Here is a 22,262-nt window from a genome sequence, read left to right on the forward strand (position 1 = left end):
GACGGGGGACGGTGCTTGTGCGTCGACTGGTGTTCACCCGTATGTGTGACGGGTGTTGGCGTCCGCTGGGAACTTCTCCGACATGGACATCCCTGACTTCGGCATCCCGCCCCGGCTGGCCCGCCGTATGACCATGGCGGAACAGCACGAGTACCTGCGTACGAAACTGACCCGGCGTCGCACGCTGGTGACGGCCGGCGCGGTGGCGGGCGGGCTGCTCACGGGCTGTTCGGGGTCGGGTTCGGGGTCGGGATCGGACACCGGTGGGCCGAAGCCCTCCGCGTCCACCCTCACCGAGGTGCCGGGCTCCGCCGTCGCACCCTTCGGCCGCCATCTCGCCTTCGGCGCCGACCCGAAGACCCAGATGCGGGTCTCCTGGCAGGTGCCGACCGCGGTGCACAAGCCGTACGTCCGGATCGGGCTGCGCCCGGACGACCTGGACCGCGGGACCGAGGCGGAGCTGCGCGACCTGAAGACCCCGGAGCTGGCGGGGATGCGCGCGGCGGTCGAGCAGTACTACCTGCACGCGGCCCTGGACGGTCTGCGGCCGGGCACGACGTACTACTACGGCGTCGGCCACCAGGGCTTCGACCCGGCGTCCCCGGGGAACCGGGCCACGATCGCCTCCTTCCGCACGGCGCCCGCGTCCCCGCCCGAGCGGTTCGTGTTCACCGCGTTCGGCGACCAGGGCGTCGGCACGCACGCGGCCGGCAACGACCGCGCCCTGCTGCGCCTGGACCCCGCCTTCCATCTGCACGCCGGGGACATCTGCTACGCGAACCCGACCGGCAAGGGCAAGGACACCGACACCTTCCGGGCGGACATGTGGGACGAGTTCCTCAAGCAGACGGAGTCGGTGGCGAAGTCGGTGCCGTGGATGGTGACGACCGGCAACCACGACATGGAGGCCTGGTACTCGCCGGACGGCTACGGCGGCCAGCTCGCCCGCTTCTCGCTCCCGGACAACGGCTTCGACCCGCGCACGGCGCCGGGGGTGTACGCGTTCACCTACGGCAATGTCGGGGTGGTCGCGCTGGACGCGAACGATGTGTCGTACGAGATCCCCGCCAACTTCGGCTACTCGGAGGGGCAGCAGACCAGGTGGCTGGACCGCAAGCTCGGCGAGCTGCGGGCCGACGGCTCGGTCGACTTCGTCGTCGTCTACTTCCACCACTGTGCCTACTCGACGTCGACGCACGCCTCCGACGGGGGCATTCGCGCCGAGTGGGTGCCGCTGTTCGCCCGGCACGAGGTCGACCTGGTGATCAACGGGCACAACCATGTGTACGAGCGGACGGACGCCATCAAGAACGGCGAGGTCGGCAGGCCGGTGCCGATCGGTGCGACGACGGACCCGAGGCGGGACGGGATCGTGTACGTCACGGCGGGCGGCGGCGGCAAGGACCTGTACGGCTTCCCGAAGGGCGTCGAGGAGAGCTACGAGGGCCATCTCGCCGGTCGGGAGTCGGTCGACTCCTTCACGTGGACCAGGTCACGCGACACCCGGGCGGAGAGCGTCGAGTGGTCGCGGGTGCGCTACCGGGGCTTCTCCTTCCTCTCCGTGGAGGCGGAGAGCGGCGCGAAGCCCCGGCTGACGGTGTCGGCGCTGACCCCGGACGGCGAGCGCGTCGACCACTTCGAGGTGCGGCGCGGCTGAGCGGTCCTGGGGGGCGGGTCAGGCGGCCTGGTGGCCGGTGCTCCCGCCGTTGTCCCGGCGGTCGAGCGCGCGCTGCAGCGCTGCCGCGGCGTTCCTGCGGTCGGACTCGCTCGTGCGGGAGATGTGACGGACTCGACGGCGGGCGGTCGTCTCGGCCATGGGAAATCGACTCCTTCGACAATCCGGGAGTGCAGACAGGGGTTACGAGACGCCGGGTGGGGCGGGGAGCGGTGCCGCAGGGGTTGCCTGCACGGGGCTCGGCTCACGACCGCCATTCGCTTGATCGAGCGAGACGTTCGGCTCCTACAAAACTAAGGGAGGACGGCGAGTCTGTCTCCACAATTACTCGGACTTCCTACTATCTGAGACGGTGGAGTGGGTCACACGCCACTGACCTGCGCTTTTACCGATGCCCCCGTCACAGCACATCGCCGTCCCGCCAGTCGAAGACCAGCTCGAACGCGGGGTCCAGCGGCCCGGCGAGCGCGGTCCGCACAAAGATGCTGCCCTCCTCGTCGGGCAGCCGGACGACCCCGTCGAGCCCGAGCGCACAGACCCGCCCGGACCACACCTGCCAGCCGCGCCCGGCATACAGCGCGGCCCCCTCGTCGCTGGCGGAGAGCATGCCCGCGTCGTAGGCCCGGTCCACGACCCGCTCCAGCTCCGCCATCACCCGCCCGCCGAGCCCGCAGCGGCGCACGTGCGGCCGTACGGCCACCGCCTCCACGTACCCGACCCGCAGCCACCGCTCCCGGTGCCGCACCCGCCGCATGATCACCGACCCGTGCCCGACGAGCCGCCCGGCGGTGTCGTGGACGAGGGCGTGGAGGCCGCCGAGGCCATGCTCGAAGTCCTCGTCGGAGAAGTCGCCGTCGAAGGCCTCGTCCAACAGGGCGCGGATCACGCGCAGTTCGGCGGGGGTGAGGTCCGCGGTGTGTGCGGTGCGCACGCTGAAGGCGGCTGCGGTCGTGGTCACCCGACCAGTATCGGCACCGCTGACGAACGGGTGCCGAGGACCGGCCACCGGGGCCAGGATGGACGGACGCCGCCGGAGCGGCCCGGCCCGTGCATCGCCCACTCGGCTGATCCTCCGGGCGGCACGGGACGGACAGTCACGACGAGGGGAACGGTGAGGTCATGAACGACACGGCGAAAGTGTTCCTCGAGGGCGGCCCGGACGACCTGCCCGACCGGATCGTGCCCACGCCCTCTCCCGGTCCGGACGTGAAGATCGAGCTGCGCAACGGCTACGAGCACTTCCGGCCGACCTCGCGCCGGGCGGACACCGCCGAGGGCGAGCTCCCCGTGTACGAGTGGTGGGAGCGGACGGAGATGCCGGGCTAGCGGAAGGGAGCACGGCGGCTCACCGGAGCGCGGTCGCCACCGCTTCCCGGAAGCCCTTCGGGTCCTCCACCCAGGGCAGGTGCCCGGCGTCGGGCAGGGTCACCCGGTCCGCCCTCGGCAGCGTCCGCTCCAGCGAGTCGACCGCCGAGCGTGGCCGGATGTCGCCGGCCCCGTCGACGATGAGCACGGGCAGGTCCAGGGCGCGGCAGGCGGCGTACAGCTCGGGGGTGCCCCAGCCGTGTCGGACCTCGGCGTTCAGGGCCGTGTTGCACTCGGTGTTGATGCCGAACCACGGGTCGGCCATCCGCGCCGCGTGCTCCGGCGCCCGCGCGCGGTCCTCGAACTCGGCGGACCACTGGAGCACCGCGCGCTCCGGGTCGTCCTTGGGCAACTCCTGCCAGCGGGCGAGCCGTTCGGGATCCTCGCCCAGCCGCGCGAGGAGCCGCTCCTCGTAGGCCGGGTGCCAGTCGGTGACGGGGTCGATGCCGGTTCCGGCCACGTACACCAGCGTGCTCACCCGCTCCGGGTGCGCCAGCGCGTAGGCGAGCGCCAGCTGCGCACCCCAGGAATGCCCGAGCAGCGCCATGCGCGCCGGCCCGAAGTGCCGCCGTACGGCGTCCAGGTCGGCCACGAACCGCTCGGTCGTCCAGGGCCCCGCGCATCGCTCGGAGCGGCCGCAGCCGCGCTGGTCCCAGCGGATCACCGTGGCCAGGTCGTCGAGCAGCGCGGCCACGTCCTCGAACATGTCCCACAGCCCGGGCCCGCCGTGGCACAGCACCAGCGGCTCGCCCCGGCCGGACGCGCTCGCCCACAGTCGTACGCCGTCGTCCGTCGTCACCGTCATCACCGTCATCACCGCATTGTCCACGCACGAAAGGGCCGGGTCCGTTCAGGACCCGGCCCTTCACCGCGAGTTGGGGTGTCAGCCCATGTGCGGGTAGGTGTAGTCGGTCGGCGGGACCAGCGCCTCCTTGATGGAGCGGGTCAGGGTCCAGCGCATCAGGTTCTGCGGGGCGCCGGCCTTGTCGTTGGTGCCGGAGGCCCGGCCGCCGCCGAAGGGCTGCTGGCCGACGACGGCGCCGGTCGACTTGTCGTTGATGTAGAAGTTGCCGGCCGCGTAGCGCAGCTTGTCCATGGTGTACCTCGCCGCCGCGCGGTCGCCCGCGATGACCGAGCCGGTCAGGGCATAGGCGGACACCGACTCCATCTGCTCCAGCATCTCGTCGTACTTGTCGTCCTCGTAGACGTGCACGGCGAGGAACGGGCCGAAGTACTCGGTGGTGAAGACCTCGTTCTCCGGGTCGGAGCACTCGACGACGGTCGGGCGGACGAAGTAGCCGACCGAGTCGTCGTAGGAGCCGCCCGCGACGATCGTGCAGGACGCGTCCTGCTTGGCGCGGTCGATGGCGGCCTTGTTCTTGGCGAAGGCACGCTCGTCGATGACGGCGCCGATGAAGTTGGACAGGTCGGTGACGTCACCCATGGTGATGTAGTCGACCTCGGCGGCGAACTCCTCCTTGAAGCCGGAGTTCCAGATCGAGGCCGGGATGTACGCCCGGGAGGTCGCGGAGCACTTCTGGCCCTGGTACTCGAAGGCACCGCGGGTCAGCGCGGTCTTCAGCACCGCCTTGTCGGCGCTCGGGTGGGCGACGACGAAGTCCTTGCCGCCGGTCTCGCCGACGATGCGCGGGTAGGAGCGGTACTTCTCGATGTTGTTGCCGACCGTCTTCCACAGGTACTGGAAGGTCTTGGTCGAGCCGGTGAAGTGGATGCCGGCGAGGTCGCGGTGCTCGAGAGCCACCTTGGAGACCTCGATGCCGTCGCCGGTGACGAGGTTGATGACGCCCTTGGGCAGACCGGCCTCCTCCAGGAGCTGCATCAGCAGCACGGCGGCGTGGGTCTGGGTCGGGGACGGCTTCCAGACGACGACGTTGCCCATGAGCGCCGGGGCCGTGGGCAGGTTGCCCGCGATCGCCGTGAAGTTGAACGGCGTGATCGCGTAGACGAAGCCCTCCAGCGGGCGGTGGTCGAGGCGGTTCCACACACCGGGGGAGTTGGCGACCGGCTGCTCGGCGAGCAGGTCACGGGCGTACTTGACGTTGAAGCGCCAGAAGTCGATCAGCTCGCAGGGCGTGTCGATCTCGGCCTGCTGGGCGGTCTTGGACTGGCCGAGCATGGTGGAGGCGGCCAGCGTCTCGCGCCACGGGCCGGACAGCAGGTCGGCGGCGCGCAGGATGATCGCGGCGCGGTCGTCGAAGGACATCGCGCGCCAGGCCGGCGCGGCGGCGAGGGCCGCGTCGATGGCGTCCTGGGCGTCCTGCTGGGTGGCGTTGCCGTAGGTGCCGAGGCGGGCCTTGTGGTTGTGCGGCTGCACGACGTCGAACCGGTCGCCGCCGCCCATCCGCTTCTCGCCGCCGATGGTGCACGGCAGGTCGACCGGGTTCTCGGCGAGCTCCTTGAGCTTGGTCTCCAGCCGGGCGCGCTCGGGCGAGCCGGGGGCGTAGCCGTGCACCGGCTCGTTGACGGGGGTGGGGACCTGGGTCACAGCGTCCATGGGTTCCGTAACTCCTTGCTTGAGCGGGTGGATCGGGGCTCAGCCCTTGCTGATCATCGAGCGGGCGAAGAACCGCAGGTTGGCGGGCTTCTCCGCCAGGCGGCGCATGAAATAGCCGTACCAGTCGGTGCCGTACGCGGTGTAGACGCGCATCCGGTGGCCCTCAGCGGCCAGCCTGAGGTGCTCGTCGCTCCTGATCCCGTACAGCATCTGGAACTCGTACTCGTCGAGCTTGCGCCCGGCGCGCCGGGCGAGTTCCTGGGCGATGGAGATCAGGCGCGGGTCGTGGGAGCCGATCATCGGGTACCCGGTGCCCTCCATGAGAATCCTCAGGACCCGGACGTACGCCTTGTCGATCTCGTGTTTGTGCTGGTAGGCGACCTCGGCGGGCTCCTTGTAGGCGCCCTTGACGAGCCGCACCCGGCTGCCGTTCGCGGCGAGGCGGCGGGCGTCGGCCTCGGTGCGGAAGAGGTAGGCCTGGATGACGCAGCCGGTCTGCGGGAAGTCCTTCCGCAGCTCCTCGTGGATGGCGAACATCGAGTCGAGGGTGGTGTGGTCCTCGGCGTCGAGGGTGACGGTGGTGCCGATCGCGGCGGCGGCCTCGACGACGGGGCGGACGTTGGCCAGGGCGAGTTCATGGCCGCCCTCCAGCGCCTGCCCGAACATCGACAGCTTCACGGACATCTCGGCCCGGTCGCCCAGCTCCAGCTCCTTGAGCCGGTCGATGAGCGCCAGGTAGGCGTCGCGCGCGGCGGCGGCCTGCTCGGGTCGGGTGATGTCCTCGCCGACGACGTCCATCGTCAGCTCCAGGCCCCGGTCGCTGAGGTCGCGGATGATCGGCACGATCTCGTCGACCGTCTCGCCCGGGATGAAGCGGTCGACGACCTGCTTGGTCACCGGGGCCGCCGAGATCAGGCGTCGCATCCGGTCGCTGCGCGACGCGGCAAGAATCACGGGACCCAGCACGGGGCACCTCCACAAACAGCAGATAGAACCACCGTGAAAACTAAGGATCCCTCCGATCGTCGGCCATCGACAGCTGTCACGCATCCGTGCCGCAGATCTCAGACAGATGTATGACGGCCCTGCGGTTATGCGGGAGAATGCCCAAGTGGCAGCCGATTACAAGGGTGACTACCAGGAGCTCGTCGACGAGATCTCGGAGCTCCTGGGCGCCCCCGCGACACTGGAGAACCGGGACTTCGAGCTGATCGCCTTCGGCGCCTACGACACCGAGGACGAGCTCGACGCGTCGGCCCTGGACCCCGTGCGCACCCGCTCGATCCTCACGCGCCGCTCGACGGCGGCCGTACGGACCTGGTTCGAGGGCTTCGGCATCACACGGGCGACCGGCCCGGTGCGGATCCCGCGCACTCCGGAGGCCGGGGTGTACCGCGGACGCATCTGTCTGCCGGTACGCCACAGGGGTGTCGTCCGCGGTTACGTCTGGCTCCTGGACACCGATCCGGGCCCGACCGAGCGGCAGCTCGCCGCCGCGATGGAGGTGACCGCGAGGATCGGCTCGCTGCTCGCGGACGAGGCGCAGCACGGCGCGGACCTCAGCCGGGAGCTGCGGGCGGTGCTGACCGCGGAGCGGGGCTGGCAGGGCGACATGGCGGTGGCCGAGCTGCGCACGGCCCTGGGCTCGCGCGCGGACGGCGTCCATACGGTGCTCTGCGTGGCCCCCTGGCCCTCGGCCGACCCCGACGACGCCCCGTCGGTGCGGACGGTGCCGCACGCGACCGCGCTGTGCACCATCCCATGGGGGCTGACGGGCCAGAGCCTCGCGGTCCTGGTACGGCTGCGCTCGCCCGAGGTGCACACGGCGGCGCTGGCGGCGGCGTCCCGGCTGCTGAAGGAGACCCCGGCGGCGGGGCCGCCCGCCCGAGTTGCGGCCGGTTTCGGCGAACCGCGCACCGGCCTCACCGAGCTGGGCACCGTCTGGCAGGAGGCGTCGGCCGCGGCCCGCGCGGCGCTGGCGGAACCGCGGCTCGGCCCGGTGGCCGAGTGGTCGCGCATCGGCCCGTACCGCCTGCTGACCTCCCTCGCCCCGGGCACGGTCCACGACCCCGCGGTCGCCCCGCTCCTCTCCCCCGCCCACCACGAACTCGCCCGCACCGCCGAGGTCTATCTCGACTGCGCGGGCCAGGCCGGCCGCACGGCCGCCGCACTCGGCATCCACCGCCAGACCTTGTACTACCGCCTCTCCCGGGTCGAGCAACTCACCGGCCTTGACCTGGACGACGGGGAGGACCGGCTGCTGCTGCACATGGCGTTGAAGGGGGCGCGGCTGTAGCCGACGATCAGGACACCCGGAATATTGGAAATGATTGTCATCATGCTACGGTCACTGCAAACGCTCTCTTGACCGCACCTTTACCCGGAGTGTCCCGTGCGCCTGCCCGCCCGCCGTCTGCTCCCCGTCACCGCCGTCGCCGCGGCCTCCGCACTGCTCACCGGCTGCTTCGCCGGGGCGGAGTCCACTGCGGACGCGGCGGGCGGCAAGCGCATCCGTGTCGCGATGATGCAGCCCCCGCGCTCCGGGCTGTCCCCGCTCTCGGACGACGCGTTCAAGCTGTCCCGCTGGTCGACGGCCGAGACCCTGGTGAAACTGGACGCGGACGGGGACGCCCAGCCCGCGCTCGCCACCACGTGGCAGCAGTCCGGCCGCACCTGGACCTTCGAGATACGCGACGGCGTCACCTTCCACGACGGCACGAAGCTGGACGCGGACGCCGTGGTGCGCTCCCTCACCGAGGCCGCCACCGCGTCCCCGAAGCCCCGCATCCTCGACGGCGTCGAACTGACCGCGAAGGCCGCCGGGAACAAGGTCACCGTCACGACCGCCACCGAGGACCCCCTGGTCCCGCAGCGCCTCAGCTCCCCCCAGCTGTCGATCCTGGCGGCGAAGGCGTACCGCGGCAGGGCGGTCGACCCCGTCGGCGCCGGCACCGGCCCCTTCGAGCTCACGAAGGTGGGCGGCACCGCCTCCGCCACCCTCGACCGCTACGACGCCTACTGGGGCGGCAAGGCCAAGGCCCCCGGCATCGACGTGAAGTTCGTTCCCGACGGCACCGCCCGCGCGGCGGCGCTGCGCAGCGGCGAGGCCGACATCGTCGAGGCGATCCCGGTCTCCCAGGCCGCGGTCCTCGACCAGGACCTGATCACCGAGGTCCCGATGCCGCGCACCAACACCCTCTACCTGAACACCGGGAAGGGCGCCTTCAAGGACGCCTCACTGCGCGCGGCGGCCCGCGAGGCGATCGACGCCGAGGCGATCGTGAAGGGCGTGTACGAGGGGCGCGCCGATGTCGCCGAGGGCCTGCTCGGCCCGGCGCTGCCGTGGGCGGCCGAGCTGCGGAAGCCGGTCACCCGGGGCGCCGAGGCCGGCCGGCCGAACGGCGCCGCGATCACCATCGGGACGTACACCGACCGCTCCGAGATGCCCGAGGTCGCGGCCACGCTGCAGCAGCAGCTCCAGAAGGCCGGGTTCAAGGTGAAGCTCGACGTCCGCGAGTACACCAACATCGAGTCCGACGCCCTCGCGGGCCGGTTCGACGCGTTCGTCCTGTCCCGCGCCACCGTCCTCGACTCCGGCGACCCGGCGGCCTACCTCTACAGCGACTTCGCCTCGGGCGGCACCTTCAACCTGTCGCAGTTCACGGACAAGGGCGTCGACGAGGCCCTGAAGAAGGCCTCCGACACCGAGGTCGGCGACGCCCGCCGCGCGGCGGTCATCGCGGCCGAGGGCGCCGTGCTCGCCGCTGACGCGGCCGTGCCGATGCTCCACGAGCGGGTGATCCAGGGCGACGCGGCCGGGGTCGTGGACGCCGCGCACGACCCGCGTGAGCGTGCGCTCGTCACGGTGGACACCCACGTCAAGTGAAGTCCGCCGTACGGAAGTCGGTCAGCACGGCCGCGCTGACCCGGATCGTCTGTCTCATCGCCGTCCTGGCCACGGTGGGCCTGCTCCCCTGGCTCTCCCGCCGGGACCCGGCGCTCACGGTTCTGCGTGCCCGTTCGGCCGAGCAGGAGGCGACCGAGGAGGCCCTCTCCGCGATCCGCGAGGACCTCGGGCTGGACGCCGGTCCCCTGTCCCTGCTGGGGAGTTGGGCCGCCGACCTGCTGCGCGGCGACTTCGGCACCTCCTGGGTGTCGGGGACCGACGTGCTGCCGTCCGTCGTCGCCGGGCTCCAGGTGTCGCTGGGCCTGATGGGCGCGGCCCTCGGCGTGGCGGTCGTGCTGGCCGCCGCGCTGGTGGCGCCGGTGCTGGTGCGGGGGCGGGGGTCGGCCGGGGCGTTCGCCGCGATGCTGGCCGCCGTTCCCGAGTTCCTGCTGGCCACGGTCGCGCTGCTGGTGTGCGGGGTGTGGCTGGGGTGGCTGCCGACGGCCGGCTGGGCGGGCCCCGAGTACCTGGTGCTCCCGGCGCTCGCCCTCGGCGTACCGGCGGGCGGTCTGCTGGGCCGGCTGGCCGCGGACGCGCTGCCCGCCGTACTCGACGAACGGTGGGTGGAGCTGTGGCGGGGCGCCGGGGTGAGCCGGGCCCGGGTCGCCGGGGCGGCGCTGCGGCGCGTACTGCCGCCGCTGGTCCCGCAGTTCGGGATGGTCGCCGTCGGCCTGACCGGTGGCGCGGTCGCGGTGGAGATGGTGTTCGCGGTGCCCGGCATCGGCCGTACCGCGCTCGGCGCGGCCAAGTCGCAGGACCTGCCGCTGCTCCAGGGCTCGGTGCTGGCCCTGCTGCTGCTCGGCCTGGTCGCGGGCGCGGTGGCGGTGGCGGTACGGCGCCGGCTGCTGGGCCCGGCCCTGCGCGACGCGGGGCTGACGCTGCCGCCGGTCCGCCCGGTCCGCGCCCACCCGTCGATCCCGCTGACGCTCGCCGCCGTGCTGGGCCTGACCATCGGCTGGGGTCTGCTGCGCGACCCGTACACGGTGAACACGGCCGCCCGCCTGGCCGCCCCCTCCTGGGCGCACCCGCTCGGCACCGACGCCCTCGGCCGCGACGTCCTCGCCCGGCTCGGCCACGGCGCCGCCGCGACGGTCGGCACGGCCGCCGCCATCTGTGCGCTGAGCCTGCTGGTCGCGCTCGCGCTGGGCTTCCTGCCCGGCGTCGCGACGGGCGCGGCCGACATCGCCAACGCCCTGCCCCCGGTGATCGTCGGCATCCTGGTCGCCGCGGCGACCGGCCCCGGCACCGGGGGCGCGGCCCTCGCGGTCGCGCTGATCTCCTGGCCGGCGCTGTCCGCACACGCGGCGGCTCTGGTGCAGGAGGTGAGGGCATCGGCGTTCCTGACCGCCCAACGGGCCATGGGCGCGACCCCGTTGTGGATCCTCACCCGGCACGTCCTGCCGTCCGTCGCCGGCCCGGTCGCCCGGCACGCCATCCTCCGGCTGCCCGGTATCGCCCTCGCCCTGGCCTCCCTGGGCTTCCTGGGCCTGGGCGCCCAGCCGCCGACGCCCGAGTGGGGCCTGCTGCTGGACGAGTCCCGCGCCTACGTCGAACGGGCCCCCTGGGCGGCCCTCGCCCCGGCCGTGGCGCTGGCCCTGCTGGCGGGGCTGGCGGTGTCGGGAGCGGCGTCCGTGCAGGGCCGGAGGGTGAAGCGACCCGCTCCAGTGGATCGCCCCGCTCCGGTGGAGCAGAAGGAGACCTCCGTTGCCGTCTGACGCACTGCTGTCGGTGCACGACCTGCGCATCGCCTTCGACGGAGTCGCGGCCGTACGCGGCCTGACCTTCGACGTCCGCCCGCGCGAAGTCCTCGCCCTCGTCGGCGAATCGGGCGCGGGCAAGTCCCTCACGGCCCGGGCGCTGCTGGGCATGCTGCCGCGCGGCGCGACGACGAGCGGCACGATCCGGCCGGACCTCGTACCCCACCGCGGCCGCCGCATCTCCCTCGTTCCGCAAGATGCCCTGTCCGCCCTCTCCCCCGTGCACCCGGTCGGGGACCAACTGGCCGCCGCCGTACGCTCGGTGGCCCGCGTCCCGCGCAAGGAGGCCCGGGCCCGCGCGGTCGCCGCCCTCGAACGGGTCGGCATCCCGGATGCCGTACGCAGGGCACGGGCGTATCCGCACGAGTACTCCGGCGGCATGCGGCAGCGCGCGGTCATCGCCATGGCGACGATCAACGAGCCCGACATCGTCGTCGCCGACGAGCCCACCACCGCCCTGGACGAGGCCCACCGCGACCAGGTGCTGCGGGTGCTGGCCGAGCGGCGGGAGGCGGTGGGCGCCGCGCTCGTGCTGGTCACCCACGACATGGACGTCGTACGGGACCACGCGGACCGCGTGCTGGTCATGTACGCCGGCCGCCTCACCGAACTCGGCCCGGCGGACGAGGTCCTGGGCCGCCCCCGCGCCCCCTACACGGCGGGCCTGCTGGCCTCCCTCCCTCAGCACGCGCCCCCGGGCCGCCGCCTGCCCGCGCTGCACGGCACCCCTCCCGCCCCCGGCACCCTCCCTCCGGGCTGCGCCTTCGCCCCCCGCTGCCCGCTGGCGACGGACGCCTGCCGTACGGCGGAACCGGAGCCGCAGGAGGTGGAGGGGCGGCTGGTGGCCTGCGACCGCTGGGCGGAACTCCCCCACCCGGCCACCCGGTTGTTCCAGGAAGAGGAGCGGCAGCCCGTATGAGTGACGCCCTGCTCGACGTCCGCGACCTCGTGGTCCGCTACGGCGACGCCACCGCCGTCGACCACGTCTCCTTCACCCTGGCCCCCGGCGAGACCCTCGCCCTGAACGGCCCCTCCGGCTGCGGCAAGTCCTCCACGGCCCTGGCGGTCCTCCAGCTGCGCCGCCCGGCCTCCGGTGAAGTCCGCTTCGAGGGACAGGAGTTGACGACCCTGTCCGAACCCGAACTCCGCCCGATCCGCCCGCGGATGCAGCCGGTCTTCCAGGACCCGTACGGTTCGCTCAGCCCTCGCCACAGGATCCGCGACGCGGTGGCGGAACCACTGCGGATCCAGGGCCGCCGGCCCACCCCCGACCAGGTGGCCGAGCTCCTGGACCGGGTGGGCCTGGACCCGGCGTACGGCGACCGCCGGCCGCACGAGCTCTCCGGCGGCCAGTGCCAACGCGCCGGAATCGCCCGCGCGCTGGCCTGCGAACCCCACCTGCTGGTCCTCGACGAACCGGTCTCGTCCCTCGACCCCTCCATCCGGGCCGGCGTGCTGAACCTGCTCGCCGACCTCCAGGACGACCTCGGCCTCGGCTACCTGTTCATCTGCCACGACCGGGCGGTCGTACGACGTTTCGCGGACCGGGTGATGGAGATGCGGGACGGGCGGGTCATTTCCGGGTAGCGGCCTCGAGACCGTCATGAGGGTCGTTTAGAACCTGCCGAGGGTGTCCAGGGCCCGGTCCGAGACCTCCTCCTCCGGAACACCCACCATGACAGCGCGACGAGAGCGCGCTCGGCGTCCCGCTGCTGCCGCACCAGGCGATCACGCACCGCGGGCAGCTGGTCCCCCATGGCCACGATCTCGATGCTGAGGCGCCACATCGACCCCGGCCCCTTCATGGTGCCGATGACGTCCGCCCACACCTGGCGGCCTCGGGCCCCGGGCTGCTGGCCCTCGCGGTACGGACTCGATGGTGCTGGTCGCGTGCGCGGTCATCGCCGTCGGGAGTGTCGTGGTGATGTCCCAGATCGTGGACCTGGCGATGGGCACCGCCACGAGATCCCGGCATCAGCGCCGGACGTGGCACGCGAGACGCTGGGCGGAGCGCTGGCGGCGGTCGCGCTGCGGTGGGTCGAGGTGTGGGAGCCCGCGTGCGAAACGCCGGACGAGCCGAGTCGCCTCAGCCCGTCCGGCGTGTGAGTCGGTCTCTCAGACCAGGTTCACCGAGCGAGCCGACGTCGCCCCGATCTCCTCGGCCACCTCGGTCAGCACCGCCTGGGTCACCGTGTCGTCGACCGTCAGGACCGCCAGCGCCTCGCCGCCGGCCACCGACCGCGACACCTGCATACCGGCGATGTTGATCCCGGCCTCACCGAAGATCCGGCCGACCGTGCCGACGACACCGGGACGGTCCTCGTACTTGAGGACGACCATGTGGTCGGCCAGCGCGAGGTCCACGTCGTACTCGCCGACCGCGACGATCTTCTGCAGGTGCTTGGGCCCGGCCAGCGTGCCGGACACCGACACCTCCTCGCCGCCCGCGAGCGTGCCGCGCACGGTCACGACGTTGCGGTGGTCGGTGGCCTCCGAGCTGGTCGTCAGCCGCACCTCGACACCGCGCTCCTGCGCGAACAGCGGGGCGTTGACGTACGACACCGTCTCGTCGACGACGTCCTCGAAGACACCCTTGAGGGCGCTGAGCTCCAGCACCTTCACATCGTGCTGGGTGATCTCGCCGTACACCTCGACGTCGAGGCGGACCGCGACCTCACCGGCGAGCGCCGTGAAGATGCGGCCGAGGCGCTCGGCGAGCGGCAGACCCGGCTTGACGTCCTCGGCGATGACACCGCCCTGGACGTTCACCGCGTCGGGCACGAGCTCACCGGCGAGGGCGAGGCGCACCGAGCGGGCGACGGCGATGCCGGCCTTTTCCTGCGCCTCGTCGGTGGAGGCACCGAGGTGCGGGGTGGACACGACCTGGTCGAACTCGAACAGCGGGGAGTCCGTGCAGGGCTCCTTCGCGTACACGTCGAGGCCGGCACCGGCGACCCGGCCCTCCTTCAGCGCCGAGTACAGCGCCTCCTCGTCGACGATGCCGCCGCGCGCGGCGTTGACGATGCGCACGCTCGGCTTGACCTTGCGCAGCGCCTCGTCGCCGATGAGGCCGAGGGTCTCGGGGGTCTTGGGCAGGTGGACGGTGATGAAGTCGGAGACCTCGAGCAGCTCGTCCAGCGACAGCACCTTGACGCCCATCTGCGCGGCGCGCGCGGGCTGCACATAGGGGTCGTAGGCGACGACCTTCATGCCGAAGGCGGACATGCGCTGCGCGACGAGCGCGCCGATGCGGCCGAGGCCGACCACGCCGAGGGTCTTCTCGGCGAGCTCCACTCCGGTGTACTTGCTGCGCTTCCACTCGCCGTTCTTCAGCGCGGCGTTGGCCTGCGGGATGTTGCGGGCGGTGGCGAGCAGCAGACCACAGGCCAGCTCGGCGGCGGTCACGATGTTCGAGGTGGGGGCGTTGACGACCATCACGCCGGCCTTGGTGGCGGCGGAGACGTCGACGTTGTCCAGGCCGACGCCGGCTCGTGCGACGACCTTGAGCTTGTTCGCGGCGGCGATCGCCTCGGCGTCGACCTTGGTGGCGGAGCGGATCAGGATCGCGTCCACGTCGGCGATGGCGGGCAGCAGGGCGGCCCGGTCGGCGCCGTTGCAGTGCCGGATCTCGAAGTCCGGACCGAGCGCGTCCACGGTTGCGGGCGAAAGCTCTTCAGCGATGAGTACGACGGGTTTCGAGCTCACGTGAGTCCTCACATGTCCAATGCGGACGGCCGTCCCGACGGCCGCAGGCGGTGGAGGGAAGCGGCGCCGGAGAAGGGCGGCGTGGGGACGTGCCCGCACTTCTTCGGTGTCGCTGGGCCGCGTGGAAGACGCACGACGCTGTGGGCCTGACGCGTATGTTGTGCGCCAGTGTAGTGGCGCGGCGGAGGCCGTCTTGCGCCTCAGCGGAAGGATCACCCGTCCGAGATCCGACGGGTTGGACAAAGGGGCCGGAGCAGCGCGCTCCGGCCCCGTCGGGCGAGGCTTACGCCTCCTCGTTCACCCAGCTCATGAGCTTGCGCAGCTCCTTGCCGGTGGTCTCCAGCAGGTGCTCGGAGTCGGCCGTCTTGTACTCGTTGTACTTCTTCAGACCGCCGTGGTACTCGTCCATCCAGGCCTGGGCGAAGGTGCCGTCCTGGATCTCGGCGAGGACCTTCTTCATCTCGGCCTTGGTGGCGTCGGTGATGATCCGCGGGCCGGTGACGTAGTCGCCCCACTCGGCGGTCTCGGAGATCGACCAGCGCATCTTCTCCAGGCCGCCCTCGTACATGAGGTCCACGATCAGCTTCAGCTCGTGCAGGCACTCGAAGTAGGCGATCTCCGGCTGGTAGCCGGCCTCGGTGAGCGTCTCGAAACCGGCCTTCACCAGGGCGGCGGTGCCACCGCACAGGACGGCCTGCTCACCGAACAGGTCGGTCTCGGTCTCCTCGGTGAAGGTCGTCTTGATGACGCCGGCGCGGGTGCCGCCGATGCCCTTGGCGTACGACAGGGCCAGCGCGAAGGCGTTGCCGCTCGCGTCCTGCTCGACGGCGGCGATGCAGGGAACGCCGCGGCCCTCCTCGTACTGGCGGCGCACCAGGTGGCCCGGGCCCTTGGGGGCGACCATGCAGACGTCCACGCCGGCCGGGGGCTTGATGAAGCCGAAGCGGATGTTGAAGCCGTGGCCGAAGAACAGGGCGTCGCCGTCGTTGAGGTTCGGGGCGATGTGCTCCTCGTAGACCTGGGCCTGGATCGGGTCCGGCACCAGGATCATGATGACGTCGGCCTCGGCGGCGGCCTCGGAGGGGGTCACCACGCGCAGGCCCTGCTCCTCGGCCTTCGCCTTGGACTTGGAGCCCTCGTGCAGACCGACCCGCACGTCGACACCCGAGTCGCGCAGCGACAGCGCGTGGGCGTGGCCCTGGCTGCCGTAGCCGATGACCGCGACCTTGCGGCCCTGGATGATGGACAGGTCGGCGTCGGCGTCGTAGAACAGCTCGGCCACTTTGGGTTCTCTCCTTGTGTGCAGGTGTTGCGTCCCACCGTATGACGGCGGGGGGAAGGGAAGTTCGGGGGTCTCGCCATACGGGCGGAATCCGGGCGGTCGGAGTCACCCGACCGCCCGAACACGGCCCTATGCCGACCGGTCCAGCGCCCGCAGCGAGCGGTCCGTGATCGAGCGCGCGCCGCGGCCGATCGCGATGGTGCCGGACTGGACGAGCTCCTTGATGCCGTACGGCTCCAGCATCTTCAGCATGGCGGACAGCTTGTCGCTGGAGCCGGTGGCCTCGATGGTGACGGCCTCCGGGGAGACGTCGACGGTCTTGGCGCGGAACAGCTGGACGATCTCGACGATCTGGGAGCGCGTCTCGTTGTCGGCGCGCACCTTCACCAGGACGAGTTCGCGCTGAACGGCCTGTCCCGGCTCCAGCTCGACGATCTTCAGCACGTTGACGAGCTTGTTGAGCTGCTTGGTCACCTGCTCCAGCGGCAGGTCCTCGACGTTCACCACGATGGTGATGCGGGAGATGTCGGGGTGCTCGGTGACACCGACCGCGAGGGAGTCGATGTTGAAGCCGCGGCGCGAGAACAGGGCGGCGATCCGGGCCAGGATGCCCGGGGTGTTCTCCACCAGGACGGAGAGCGTGTGCTTGGACATGGTCTTTACGTCTCTCTCTTACGTCTCTCGCTCAGTCGTCTTCGTTGTCGCCGAAGTCGGGGCGGACGTCCCGGGCGGCCATGATCTCGTCGTTGGAAGTGCCGGCGGCGACCATCGGCCACACCATCGCGTCCTCGTGGACGATGAAGTCCACGACGACCGGGCGGTCGTTGATGGAGTTCGCCTCCTCGATGACCTTGTCGAGGTCGGCCGGCGACTCGCAGCGGATCGCGTAGCAGCCCATGGCCTCGGACAGCTTCACGAAGTCGGGGACGCGGGTGCCGGCGCTCGGCTGCTTGCCGTCGGCCTCCGGGCCGCTGTGCAGCACGGTGTTGGAGTAGCGCTGGTTGTAGAACAGCGTCTGCCACTGGCGGACCATCCCGAGGGCACCGTTGTTGATGATGGCGACCTTGATCGGGATGTTGTTCAGGGCGCAGGTGGTCAGCTCCTGATTGGTCATCTGGAAGCAGCCGTCGCCGTCGATCGCCCACACCGTCTGCTGCGGCGCTCCGGCCTTGGCGCCCATCGCGGCCGGCACCGCGTAGCCCATCGTCCCGGCGCCGCCGGAGTTCAGCCAGGTGGCGGGCTTGTCGTACTGGATGAAGTGCGCGGCCCACATCTGGTGCTGGCCGACGCCCGCCGCGAAGATCGTGCCCTCCGGGGCGAGCTGGCCGATCCTCTCGATGACCTGCTGCGGGGACAGCGAGCCGTCCTCGGGCTGGTCGTAGCCCAGCGGATAGGTCTCCCGCCACCGCGACAGGTCCTTCCACCAGGCGCTGTAGTCGCCCTGATGGCCCTCGGCGTGCTCCTTCTGCACCGCCTGGACCAGATCGGCGATGACCTCCCGGGCATCCCCCACGATCGGCACGTCGGCGGCACGGTTCTTGCCGATCTCGGCCGGGTCGATGTCGGCGTGCACGATCTTGGCGTACGGGGCGAAGCTGTCCAGCTTGCCGGTGACACGGTCGTCGAAGCGGGCTCCGAGGGCGACGATCAGGTCGGCCTTCTGCAGCGCGGTGACGGCGGTGACCGCACCGTGCATGCCCGGCATTCCCACGTGCAGCGGGTGGCCGTCGGGGAATGCGCCGAGCGCCATCAGGGTGGTGGTGACGGGCGCTCCGGTCAGTTCCGCCAGGACCTTCAGCTCGGCGGTGGCGCCGGACTTGATGACACCGCCGCCGACGTAGAGGACGGGCCGCTTGGCGGCGGTGATCAGCTTGGCGGCCTCACGGATCTGCTTGGCGTGCGGCTTGGTGACGGGCCGGTAGCCGGGCAGGTCCATGGCGGGCGGCCAGGAGAAGGTGGTCTTCGCCTGGAGGGCGTCCTTGGCGATGTCGACGAGAACCGGGCCGGGGCGGCCGGTGGCGGCGATGTGGAACGCCTGCGCGATCACCCGCGGAATGTCCTCGGCCCGGGTGACCAGGAAGTTGTGCTTGGTGACCGGCATCGTGATGCCCACGATGTCCGCCTCCTGGAAGGCGTCCGTGCCGATCGCCTTGGAGGCGACCTGCCCGGTGATCGCCACCAGCGGCACCGAGTCCATGTGCGCGTCCGCGATCGGCGTGACCAGGTTGGTGGCGCCGGGGCCGGAGGTCGCCATACAGACACCGACCTTGCCGGTGGCCTGCGCGTAACCCGTGGCCGCGTGGCCGGCCCCCTGCTCATGGCGGACCAGGACATGACGCACTCGGGTGGAGTCCATCAGCGGGTCGTACGCCGGAAGGATCGCACCACCGGGAATGCCGAATACCGTGTCGGCGCCGACCTCCTCGAGCGAACGGATGAGGGACTGCGCACCCGTGACGTGTTCGGGGGCGGACTGGTGTCCTCCGGATCGGGGCCGCGGCTGCGGGTGATGGGCCCCGGTGGCCTGCTCGGTCATCGGCATTCTCTTCTCGATGCTGAGGGTTTTTGCGAAGTTTGAGCGGAGTTTCGATGCTGCACGACTGGCGCCTGTGCAACAAAAAACCCCTCGTGCCATAAGGCAAGCGAGGGGAGCGCGTCGGGTGTGGACGCTGGGAGTTCCGGATCTGTCCGGACGTCACCAGCTTCAGCCGACGCGCTTTCCAAGTACGAGGATTCGGGTGCGCATGGCACTGACCCTCCCCCCGGCACACACCCACTGTCAAGTGGGTGGGACGGGAGTCTCATTATGTGAGCGAAGGGCACTGCCGCCTCCGAGAACGACGGGGACACCACTGGTGTACACCCCCGAACCACCCCCCGCGAACGCGGGCTCCACCGGGGCGTGCGGAACCGGATAGTGGCCGGAACTGAGCGCCCGGCGCAGCCGGTACTCGTCCAGCGGCCCGGAGAACGCCATGCCCTGCCCGTGCGTGCACCCCATAGCGCGCAGCGCCACGACCTGCTCCGGCAGGTCCACGCCGTCGGCCACGGACTGCAGCCCGAGGTCCCCGGCGATCCGCAGCAGCCCGCTGGTGATCTTGTGCAGCCGTGTGGACTCGACGACGCCCTCGACCAGACCGCGGTCGAGCTTGAGCACGTCGACGGGGAGCCTGCGCAGCGCGGTGATCGCCGCGTACCCGCTGCCGAAGCCGTCCAGGGCGACCCGGACGCCGAGTCTGCGCAGGCCGCTCAGGCGGCGCTCCAGGTCGTCCAGCGAGATCCTCGGGTCGAGGTCGGACAGCTCGATGATCAGCGACCCGGACGGCAGCCCGTGCCGGGTCAGCAGCGCCTCGATCGAGCCCAGCGGCATCGAGCGGTCCAGCAGCCGGCGCGCACCCATCCGTACGGCAACCGGTACGGCGAGCCCGGTCGCGGTGCGCTCGGCGGCCTGCTCGGCGGCCTCCTCCAGCATCCAGCGGCCCAGCTCGGCGGTCTTGTCGCTGTCCTCGGACACCCGCAGGAACTCGGCGGGCGTGAACAGCACCCCTTGCGAGGACCGCCAGCGCGCCTGGGCGGCGACCGACGTGATCCGGCCGTCCGCCAGGCACACCACCGGCTGGTGCAGCAGTGCGAACTCGCCGTCGTGCAGCGCGGCACGCAGCCGCGTGGCCAGCTCCGCCTTGCGTACGACGTCCTGCTGCATCTGCGGCTTGTACAGCTCGACGCGGCCCTTGCCGCCCGCCTTGGCGCGGTACATGGCGAGGTCGGCGTTGCGCAGCAGCTCCCCCGCGCCGAGGCCCGGCTCGGCGAAGGCGACGCCGATGGAGGCGTTGACACGGACATCGTTGCCGTCGATGAGGTACGGCTGCGACAGCGTGACCCTGAGGCGGTCGGCGAGCTCCAGGATGTGGCGTTCACGGGCGGTGCGGTCACGGGTGTTGTCCCCGGCGATCAGGGCCGCGAACTCGTCGCCGCCCAGCCGGGACGCGGTGTCGCCGTGCCGGACCGCCTCCTGGAGTCTGCGGGCGGCCTGGACGAGCAGTTCGTCGCCGGCCTGGTGTCCGATCGTGTCGTTGACGCCCTTGAAGCCGTCGAGGTCGATGAAGAGGACGGCCGTGTTGCGCAGGGCGAGACCCCGGTCGGTGGCGCGGCGGCCGGACAGGGCCTGCTGCACGCGCTTGGTGAACAGCGCGCGGTTGGGCAGGTCGGTGAGCGGGTCGTGCTCGGCGTTGTGCTGGAGCTGCGCCTGCAGGCGCACTCTTTCGGTCACGTCCCGGCTGTTGAAGATGAGGCCGCCGTGGTGCCGGTTGACGGTCGACTCGACATTGAGCCAGCCGTCGTCGCCCGAGCGGAAGCGGCACTCGATGCGCGTAGTGGGTTCCTCAACTGGGCTGGCGGCGAGGAAGCGGCGCACTTCGTGCACCACGCAGCCCAGGTCCTCCGGGTGGATGAGATTGGCCAGTTCGGTACCCACCAGCTCCTCGGCGGAGCGTCCGTAGACCCCGGCGGCGGCCGGGGAGACGTACCGGAGGATTCCGTTGGGCGCGGCGATCATGATGACGTCGCTGGAGCCCTGCACCAGGGAGCGGAAGTGGTTCTCCTTCTGCGCCAGTTCCTGGGTGAGGGTGATGTTGTCGAGGAGCATGATGCCCTGGCGCACCACGAGGGCCAGCACCACGGTGCCGCCGGTGATGAGCACCACGCGGTCGACGCTGCGGCCGTTGAGGACGTTGTAGAGGATCCCCAGGGTGCAGACGGCGGCGGCGAGGTACGGCGTGAGCGCGGCCAGGGAGCCGGCGATCGGACGGGTGACCGGGTACCGGGTGTGATCACCTCCCTGCGCGGGCGGCGTGTGGTGGTGGCCCCCGCCGCGCTGTCCGGGCACGTGCTCGTGCACCACGCGCGTGTGCCCCGCCCTGTCGTGCCGGTCGGCGTCCTCGTGCCCGCGCCGGGGCGCGGCCCACGGGGCGTACGCCAGGAGCAGCGAGCCGGCGAACCAGCCCGCGTCGAGGAGCTGGCCGGAGCGGTAGCTGTTGTGCAGCAGCGGCGAGGTGAACAGGGCGTCGCACATCACGGTCAGGGCGAGCGCGCCGATCGCGGTGTTGACCGCGGTGCGGTTGGCCGAGGAGCGCCGGAAGTGCAGCGCGAGCACCATGCTGACCAGGGCGATGTCGAGCAGCGGGTAGGCCAGCGAGAGCGCGGTGTGCGCCACGCTCGTGCCGCCGGAGTCGAGCTTGGCCGCCTGGGCCAGGGCGAGGCTCCATGCCAGGGTCAGCAGCGAGCCGCCGATCAGCCAGGCGTCCAGCCCGAGGCAGACCCAGCCGGCCTTGGTCACCGGCCGTTTGGCGAGCACCAGGAGTCCCACGATGGCGGGCGGCGCGAAGCACAGGAAGAACCCGTCGGCGTAGGAGGGGCTGGGCACGGGCCGCTCCAGGACGACCTCGTACCACCCCCAGACGAGGTTGCCGAGGGCCGCCATGGCCGAGGAGAGCGCGAACAGCAGCCAGGCGGGTCGAAAGCGGATACGGCGGCTGCGGGCGTAGCGGAAGCAGGACACGGAGGCCGCGCCGGCCGCGGCGGCCAGCCCGAAGTCGCCCATGATCAGCGCGACTTGGACCGAACCCCAGCCGACCGCGGAACCGACGGCGTATCCCGCGCACACCAGGGCCAGAACGAGTTGCGGATACAGTCCCGAGCCGGTGCCCCGGGACGAGAGACGAGGCAGCGTCGCCGCCGGTGAGGGCTTGGCCCGCAGCGCTCCGTCGAGCGTGGTCGTGGGGGGCGGTGGCGAGCTCACCGGGTCCTCCCGGTCCGCGCCGCTCGCGGGTCCCGAGGGTCCCGGTGCGCTGCGTGTGCCTGCCGCCTGCGGCTGCTGTGCCGGCGGTGGTGATGGCTGTGACGGCAGCCGTGGGTGCCGTGATGGCCGCGTCTGCGCGTGGTCGGTCGCCAGGGTCGCCGCCGACGGCCCCGTCGCGTCGGATCGCTCGTCCATAGGCCGTGCATCGCCCGTCGCCCCC

The 22,262-nt window shown here is 71.6% G+C and carries 17 protein-coding genes; 7 read left to right on the plus strand and 10 right to left on the minus strand.

Annotation, left to right across the window (positions count from 1 at the left end):
* Nucleotides 1–82: 82 nt before the first annotated feature.
* A complete protein-coding gene (locus IM697_RS35640; RefSeq protein WP_194040223.1) occupies nucleotides 83–1,657 on the plus strand; it encodes a purple acid phosphatase family protein in 1,575 nt (524 codons plus the stop codon).
* 18 nt (nucleotides 1,658–1,675) lie between these two features.
* Here IM697_RS35640 and IM697_RS35645 read toward each other — a convergent pair whose 3' ends face one another.
* Nucleotides 1,676–1,816, minus strand: coding sequence for a hypothetical protein (locus IM697_RS35645; RefSeq protein WP_194040225.1), 141 nt, complete (start codon nucleotides 1,814–1,816; stop codon nucleotides 1,676–1,678).
* A gap of 259 nt (nucleotides 1,817–2,075) precedes the next feature.
* On the minus strand, nucleotides 2,076–2,633 hold the full coding sequence (locus IM697_RS35650; protein WP_194040227.1) for a GNAT family N-acetyltransferase: 558 nt from the start codon (nucleotides 2,631–2,633) through the stop codon (nucleotides 2,076–2,078).
* Between the two features lie 161 nt (nucleotides 2,634–2,794).
* Between IM697_RS35650 and IM697_RS35655 the strand changes: the two genes are divergently transcribed.
* Nucleotides 2,795–3,001: a DUF5988 family protein gene (locus tag IM697_RS35655; RefSeq protein WP_194040229.1), complete on the plus strand. Its 207-nt coding sequence runs from the start codon at nucleotides 2,795–2,797 to the stop codon at nucleotides 2,999–3,001.
* A 19-nt stretch (nucleotides 3,002–3,020) separates the two neighbouring features.
* On the opposite strand, the gene IM697_RS35660 is transcribed toward IM697_RS35655, so the two are convergent.
* From IM697_RS35660 to IM697_RS35670, 3 genes are all read right to left on the minus strand, one after another.
* Nucleotides 3,021–3,845 carry an alpha/beta fold hydrolase gene (locus tag IM697_RS35660; RefSeq protein WP_194050018.1) on the minus strand — a complete coding sequence of 275 codons (825 nt, stop codon included), beginning with the start codon at nucleotides 3,843–3,845 and terminating at the stop codon, nucleotides 3,021–3,023.
* A gap of 78 nt (nucleotides 3,846–3,923) precedes the next feature.
* Entirely contained in the window at nucleotides 3,924–5,555 is a 1,632-nt protein-coding gene (gene pruA, locus IM697_RS35665; protein ID WP_194040232.1) for an L-glutamate gamma-semialdehyde dehydrogenase, read from the minus strand.
* Between the two features lie 39 nt (nucleotides 5,556–5,594).
* Nucleotides 5,595–6,521 carry a proline dehydrogenase family protein gene (locus IM697_RS35670; RefSeq protein ID WP_194040234.1) on the minus strand — a complete coding sequence of 309 codons (927 nt, stop codon included), beginning with the start codon at nucleotides 6,519–6,521 and terminating at the stop codon, nucleotides 5,595–5,597.
* Nucleotides 6,522–6,648: 127 nt separating this feature from the next.
* Between IM697_RS35670 and IM697_RS35675 the strand changes: the two genes are divergently transcribed.
* From IM697_RS35675 to IM697_RS35695, 5 genes are all read left to right on the plus strand, one after another.
* Nucleotides 6,649–7,851: a PucR family transcriptional regulator gene (locus tag IM697_RS35675; RefSeq protein WP_407699566.1), complete on the plus strand. Its 1,203-nt coding sequence runs from the start codon at nucleotides 6,649–6,651 to the stop codon at nucleotides 7,849–7,851.
* A 96-nt stretch (nucleotides 7,852–7,947) separates the two neighbouring features.
* Nucleotides 7,948–9,441, plus strand: coding sequence for an ABC transporter substrate-binding protein (locus IM697_RS35680; RefSeq protein ID WP_194040239.1), 1,494 nt, complete (start codon nucleotides 7,948–7,950; stop codon nucleotides 9,439–9,441).
* On the plus strand, nucleotides 9,438–11,216 hold the full coding sequence (locus IM697_RS35685; RefSeq protein ID WP_194040242.1) for an ABC transporter permease subunit: 1,779 nt from the start codon (nucleotides 9,438–9,440) through the stop codon (nucleotides 11,214–11,216). The genes IM697_RS35680 and IM697_RS35685 overlap by 4 nt, the downstream gene beginning before the upstream one ends.
* Nucleotides 11,206–12,177 carry an ABC transporter ATP-binding protein gene (locus IM697_RS35690; protein WP_194040244.1) on the plus strand — a complete coding sequence of 324 codons (972 nt, stop codon included), beginning with the start codon at nucleotides 11,206–11,208 and terminating at the stop codon, nucleotides 12,175–12,177. Before IM697_RS35685 ends, IM697_RS35690 begins: the two co-directional genes overlap by 11 nt.
* Entirely contained in the window at nucleotides 12,174–12,845 is a 672-nt protein-coding gene (locus IM697_RS35695; protein WP_194040247.1) for an ATP-binding cassette domain-containing protein, read from the plus strand. The genes IM697_RS35690 and IM697_RS35695 overlap by 4 nt, the downstream gene beginning before the upstream one ends.
* Nucleotides 12,846–13,373: 528 nt before the next feature.
* On the opposite strand, the gene serA is transcribed toward IM697_RS35695, so the two are convergent.
* The 5 genes from serA to IM697_RS35725 all read right to left on the minus strand — a co-directional run bounded on the left by serA (nucleotide 13,374) and on the right by IM697_RS35725 (nucleotide 22,042).
* Nucleotides 13,374–14,963 (minus strand): phosphoglycerate dehydrogenase, encoded by a 1,590-nt coding sequence (serA, locus tag IM697_RS35705; RefSeq protein WP_194040250.1) that lies wholly within the window; start codon nucleotides 14,961–14,963, stop codon nucleotides 13,374–13,376.
* Nucleotides 14,964–15,246: 283 nt separating this feature from the next.
* The gene (gene ilvC / locus IM697_RS35710) at nucleotides 15,247–16,245 is read right to left on the minus strand and encodes a ketol-acid reductoisomerase (RefSeq protein WP_031485291.1); all 999 of its coding nucleotides are present in this window, start codon (nucleotides 16,243–16,245) and stop codon (nucleotides 15,247–15,249) included.
* Nucleotides 16,246–16,374: 129 nt separating this feature from the next.
* On the minus strand, nucleotides 16,375–16,899 hold the full coding sequence (gene ilvN / locus IM697_RS35715; protein ID WP_030614411.1) for an acetolactate synthase small subunit: 525 nt from the start codon (nucleotides 16,897–16,899) through the stop codon (nucleotides 16,375–16,377).
* A gap of 31 nt (nucleotides 16,900–16,930) precedes the next feature.
* Entirely contained in the window at nucleotides 16,931–18,787 is a 1,857-nt protein-coding gene (locus IM697_RS35720) for an acetolactate synthase large subunit (protein WP_194040253.1), read from the minus strand.
* Between the two features lie 237 nt (nucleotides 18,788–19,024).
* Nucleotides 19,025–22,042: a putative bifunctional diguanylate cyclase/phosphodiesterase gene (locus IM697_RS35725; RefSeq protein WP_194040255.1), complete on the minus strand. Its 3,018-nt coding sequence runs from the start codon at nucleotides 22,040–22,042 to the stop codon at nucleotides 19,025–19,027.
* Between the last annotated feature and the right edge of the window lie 220 nt (nucleotides 22,043–22,262).

It is taken from the genome of Streptomyces ferrugineus (genome assembly GCF_015160855.1).
In the GTDB taxonomy this organism is placed as follows: domain Bacteria; phylum Actinomycetota; class Actinomycetes; order Streptomycetales; family Streptomycetaceae; genus Streptomyces; species Streptomyces ferrugineus.